This window comes from Actinomycetospora sp. (assembly GCF_036497245.1).
GTDB lineage: Bacteria > Actinomycetota > Actinomycetes > Mycobacteriales > Pseudonocardiaceae > Actinomycetospora.
The window spans coordinates 1-4923 of the sequence record NZ_DASXJS010000204.1 but is presented as its reverse complement, the minus strand read 5'-3'; the positions used below and the strand labels follow the sequence as shown (position 1 = coordinate 4923).

Sequence of the window (4923 nt, the reverse complement as noted above, 5' to 3'; positions counted from 1 at the left end):
GCACCGGACCACTCGAACGAGTGAGCAGTGGACCCCGACGGCGCAGCCGGGCCTCGGTAGGCGGACCCCCGACACTGTGATCACGAGCCCGAGGACGGAGGATCGATCGATGCCGACCCGAGACCACGTCACCGTGGCGGTCACCGGCGCCACCGGTGCCCTCGGCAGCCGGGTGGCCCGCCGGCTGGCCGAGCAGGACATCCCACAACTCCTGGTCGGTCGCGACCCCGCACGGCTCCCCGAGCTGCCCGGAGCGCTGCACCGTGGCCCGGCCGCCTACGCGGACCACTCTGCGATGCGCGCGGCGGTCGAGGGCGCGTCGACGCTCGTGCTGGTGTCCGGGCGGCCCACCGGCCGGCGGCTCGAGGAGCATGCCACCGTGGTGGAGGCCGCGGCCGAGGCCGGGGTGGAGCGGGTGCTCTACGTATCGCTGCTCGGGGCGGCGCCCGATGCCGTCTACCGCAACGCCCGCGACCACTGGCTCACCGAACAGTTCCTCGCCTCGGCGCCGGTCCGCCACACGGTGGTCCGGGCCGGCATCTACGCCTCGACGCCGGCGTCGCTCGCCGACGACGAGCTCGTCGTGCGCGGCCCTGGCGGGTCAGGGCGGGTCGCCTTCGTCGCGCACGAGGACATCGCCGCGGTGATCACCGGCCTGATCGTCCACGACGACGGCGGGCACGACGACGCCGTCCTCGAGGTCACCGGCCCGGAGGCGCTGACCCTCGAGGAGGAGATCGGGCAGATCGCCGTGGCAAGCGGCCGTCCGTACCGCTACGTGGCCGAGACCCCGGAGGAGGCGTTCGCCCGACGCCGGCACCTGGGCTTGTCCGGCGAGCAGATCGAGAGCTGGATCTCCTGGTACCTGGCGATCGCACAGGGCGGGCTCGCGACGGTCACCGATGTCGTGCCGCGCCTCACCGGTACGCCGGCGACCCCGGTGGCCGACATCGACTGGTGGCCCGCTCCCGGCCGGGCGAGCTGACCCGCCCGCCGAGGACCCGAGCGGTCCGTGCGTACGTGGCGTCACGGTTGCGGTCCGGCGACCCACCGCCGGTGCCGTCCCCCGGCCATGTCGACCTCCGACGCCGAGACCCCCGGGCGCCTACTCCCCGCAGTACCCGTCGTGGTCGCCGTCGCGCTCCCCCGGCAGGCACGGGTGACCGGAGTGCCCGGTGTGGACCCTCGTGTTGACGTGGGTGTCGGGCGCCGGCACGTAGGGGCGGTCGACGTCGATGTCCGAGGAGGTGGTGGTCGTCGGGGCCGCGGCCTCCGACGTCGGCGCCGGCTCGGTAGTCACACACTCCGACTGCCAGTTCTCCGCGGCGTTCTGGGCCCAGGTCTGCGCGTAGTCCGTGCCGTCGGGCAGCGTCAGCACCACCGGCTGGAACCCCGGCGGGACCGCCGAGGCCACGTCGAGGTGGACCGGGTCCGGCGCGCTGACATGGACCTGCTGGTTCTGCACGAGCCTGGTGGCGGTGGCCGCGTTCGTGCCCGTCTGGCAGGCGTCGGCGGCCGGGTGACCCTGCATCATCGTCACGTGCAGGCGCCGGCCCGCCGTCGTGATCAGGTTGTCCGGTGACTGCACATTCGCGACGACGACGTCAGCGGGCAGTAGGTTCGGGTCGATCGGCGGTGGCACGCTCGCGGGCGCGGCGACCGGCGCCGGCTGTGGTGTCGCCGGGCTCGTCGCCACGGCGATGATGAACGCCAGGATCGAGACCGCGATCATCGCGATCGCCGGGCTCCTGCCGCCCCGGCCACTCCGCGCCCTGACCAGCACGACGATCCCGATGATCAGGGACGCCACGAGGAACAGGAACGCGAGCGGCTGGGCGAAGAAGCTGAAGATCAACGCCGCGAGGGCGAGAAGCACGCCGATCACGACGAGCTTGGACGCCTCCGGTGGCTGCGCTCCGTGCCGAGATGTCATCCCGATCCCCCCTCGGTACCGACTGCCTCCACAACGAGAGACCTCGGTGTGAAGGTGTGGTCAAGAGAGAGGCGCCGCGCTGTGGCACGAAGGGGAGAGCTGCCGAGCGTCGAAGATCAGGAGGCTTTGACGATCGGGACCCCCGTCTCGACCGGCGCGGCGGCGGCCAGCTGGACGACCCGCTCCTGAGCCACGTCCTTGGCCTTCTCGGCCTCCGCCTTGCCCGCAGAGCCGACCTGCACCCCGAAGTAGGCCCCGACCAGGGTGCCGATAGCCCCCAGAGCAGTCCCGACCACGTTGTTCACCTCGGCCGCCGGATAACGGAACATCGCGACCACCACCAGCACCACGATCGCCAGCAGCGCAGCGATCACCGCGATCAGGCCGTACCTCCACTTGATGTCCATGGCTTTTCCTCCTCGAGCACCGGTCTACGCTGCCCATGAGGATTCTCTGTGGCGCTCCGTGGCGCTCTACGCATTTCTCCCGATGCGTCCGAATGGACGGACCTGCCACTCCGGTCGAGGGACCAGACCCCGCCCGCCGGCCTTTCGGGTCGCTGATGCGCTTGCAGGCCCGGCGGATCGTCCGTGTCCGATCGAGTCACCCGGACGGGTGATTCGGCGTTGAGCCCAGCAGTGACGTAGTCCGCCATGGACTCGAGGGGGCCCGGATGCCGGATGACGAGGCGACGACAGTGGTCTCCGGCCGACATGCGGCCCCGGACTCCGACGAGGCACCGACCCGGCATATCGCCGAGAACACCCCCGACGCCGACGACGACGCTCAAGCCCGGTCGACCGGCCCCGCTCCCGCCGAGACGGGGCGGCCCACCTCGCACGCCCGGCCGTCGAAGCGGTCGCGCGCGGCTCATCGCGTCGGTCGGCCGCGACGGCGACTGGTCGTGACGGTGGCGGTCGCTGCCGCAGCCGCCGTCGTCCTCCTCGTGGCGGGGATGATGACGGCGGGCTCCACGACGACACCGCCTCCGACGCCTCTTGCGGCGCCCGCTCTGCCGTCCGTCGCACCCCCGATCGTCCCGGCGGCGACGACGCCGACCTCCACCTCGCCGTCGCGGACGACGACCACGCGCACGACCGCGTCGTCCACCCGCTCCAGCTCGCGAAGCACGGCTACCGCGACCCATGTGGTCGCCCGCACCGGCGCCGACACCGGCCCCGGGTGCGGCCGTCGCGCGGTCGGTCGCGGCGTCTTCAACTCGGCGTGTACCGAGTACCAGGGCTACCTCGACCCGGGACGCGCCGCGGGCCGGGAGCCGTCGAGCTCCGATCTGCAGCACGACTCGGGTGCCAGAAGGGGTACATCCCGAAGTCCGAGTGCTGAGGCGAGTCGGTCAGCCCAAGCCGTGACGAGCCAAGATGCGTTGCTTCGCGGACTGGAACTCGTGGTCCTCCAGCACGCCCTGGTCGCGCAACGCCGCGAGCTTGCCCAGCTCGTCTGCCACCCCGGACGGTCCGGACGGCGGCTGTGGCTGGCTCGCGGGGACGACGACCGTCGGGCGCTTGGCCTCCGCGATGCGGGCGCGCATCTCGTTCAGCCGCGGGAGCGCGCGCTGGTAGATCGCCCGCCCCAGCGGCAGCGTGTTCGACAAGGTCCACGGGTCGTTCGCGTCGGCGTTGCGGGAGCTGCGCGTCCCGCGCCAGTAGTCCTTGTTGGCCGTGCCGCTGTAGCTCGGTGTCAGCACTTCGAGCACCCCGCTCGCGAGGCCCGAGTTGTACTCGATCCCGGTGATCTCACCGTAGGGGAACGTCGTCACCCGGCCCCCACCGAACGAGCCCGCCATCATGCTGGTCATCCCGCCGACCTTGACGATCATGGCCCGGTCGTCGAACGCGGCGAAGACCCCACCCGCCCCGGATCCGATGACGAACCACGGCACCTCGCCGGGCGAGCAGTGATCCTTCAGCGCCTTCCAGGCCTTGTCGCTGGGCTGCGATCCGAGGACGTCGATACCGCCCCACGCGGCGTCGCTGCGCCGGTCGAGCTCGGCCTGGTGCGCCACGGCCTGCCGCACCTCCGGTGCCGCACCGGTCAGGCCGAGGTGGCGTGCGACGCCGAGAACCATCTCCTGGTCCGCCGCGGGCAGGTCCCCGAGTCCGAGCTCCTCGCCGCCTCGCGTCGTGATCATCAACGTGTTCGCGCCGAAGGTGCGCTTGACGATGTCCGCGCGGGCGATCGAGTCGGCGACGACCTCCCGCTTGAAGCCGGCCGTCTCGACGTCGAGCCCCAGGAAGGCGACGACGCGTGCGTTGGTGACCGCCACGGCGTCGCACTGAGGACGCAGCATGTTGGTCTTCGAGAGGGCGGTCACCACCTCGCCCGGGTAGAGCCGGGGCGCGATGGCCGCCAGCCACTTCTGCGCGTGCCGTTCCTTGACCTTGGTGCCGATCATCGGCTGCATCGACGGTCCCCCTCCACGGATGCGAAGCGGCGACCCTAACCGCACGACCACCTCGGACCCGGCCGTGCCCGGTCAGCGTCGCGCCGACGTGGCCCACGGACGCGCCGGTCGATGTAGGCCCCGTGATCACACGACCAGCTGCCGGAGAACCCCACACCAGCCGCCGCAGCGGTCGCGCGAGTCGACCTGCTGCGGCGGCTCCTGGGCCCCGTCGCCGGGTAGCCCAGGTCAGCTCGCGCGGCGCTCCGACCAGCTGGTGGCGTGATGCACCTCGAGGTCGACGGCCTTGACCGAGTCCTGGATGCCGGCTCCCGCGGAGCGCCGGATCTGGCTTGTCGCGCGCAGCACCCCCCGGGCGAACTCGCGCTGCTGGTCCACCAGCCGGATGACGAGGTCGAAGACCGCGTCGAGGACGTGCTCCGGGTTGTCCCAGGCATGACCGGCCCGCTCGCGCACCGCGGTGCCGATCTCGCCGGCCTGCCCGGTCCACTGCTCCCGGGCCTGGGTCAACGTCGCGTTCCCGCGACGCGTGATCGCGGAGAACTGCTCGGCGGGCGTGGGCCCGTCG

At 72.1% G+C, this 4923-nt stretch carries 5 protein-coding genes; 1 reads left to right on the top strand and 4 read right to left on the bottom strand.

Annotated elements, in window-relative coordinates; genetic code table 11:
- Positions 1-109: 109 nt before the first annotated feature.
- Positions 110-985, top strand: coding sequence for an NAD(P)H-binding protein (locus VGI02_RS21490; protein ID WP_331630679.1), 876 nt, complete (start codon positions 110-112; stop codon positions 983-985).
- A 120-nt stretch (positions 986-1105) separates the two neighbouring features.
- Here the strand turns inward: VGI02_RS21490 and VGI02_RS21485 are convergent, their stop codons facing one another.
- The 4 genes from VGI02_RS21485 to VGI02_RS21470 form a co-directional block, all read right to left on the bottom strand.
- Positions 1106-1933, bottom strand: coding sequence for a DUF4190 domain-containing protein (locus tag VGI02_RS21485; RefSeq protein WP_331630677.1), 828 nt, complete (start codon positions 1931-1933; stop codon positions 1106-1108).
- A 116-nt stretch (positions 1934-2049) separates the two neighbouring features.
- Positions 2050-2340, bottom strand: coding sequence for a hypothetical protein (locus tag VGI02_RS21480; RefSeq protein WP_331630675.1), 291 nt, complete (start codon positions 2338-2340; stop codon positions 2050-2052).
- A gap of 947 nt (positions 2341-3287) precedes the next feature.
- The gene (locus tag VGI02_RS21475; RefSeq protein WP_331630673.1) at positions 3288-4355 is read right to left on the bottom strand and encodes an SHOCT domain-containing protein; all 1068 of its coding nucleotides are present in this window, start codon (positions 4353-4355) and stop codon (positions 3288-3290) included.
- Positions 4356-4583: 228 nt separating this feature from the next.
- On the bottom strand, positions 4584-4923 hold a 340-nt coding region (locus tag VGI02_RS21470), incomplete at its 5' end, for a hypothetical protein (protein ID WP_331630672.1).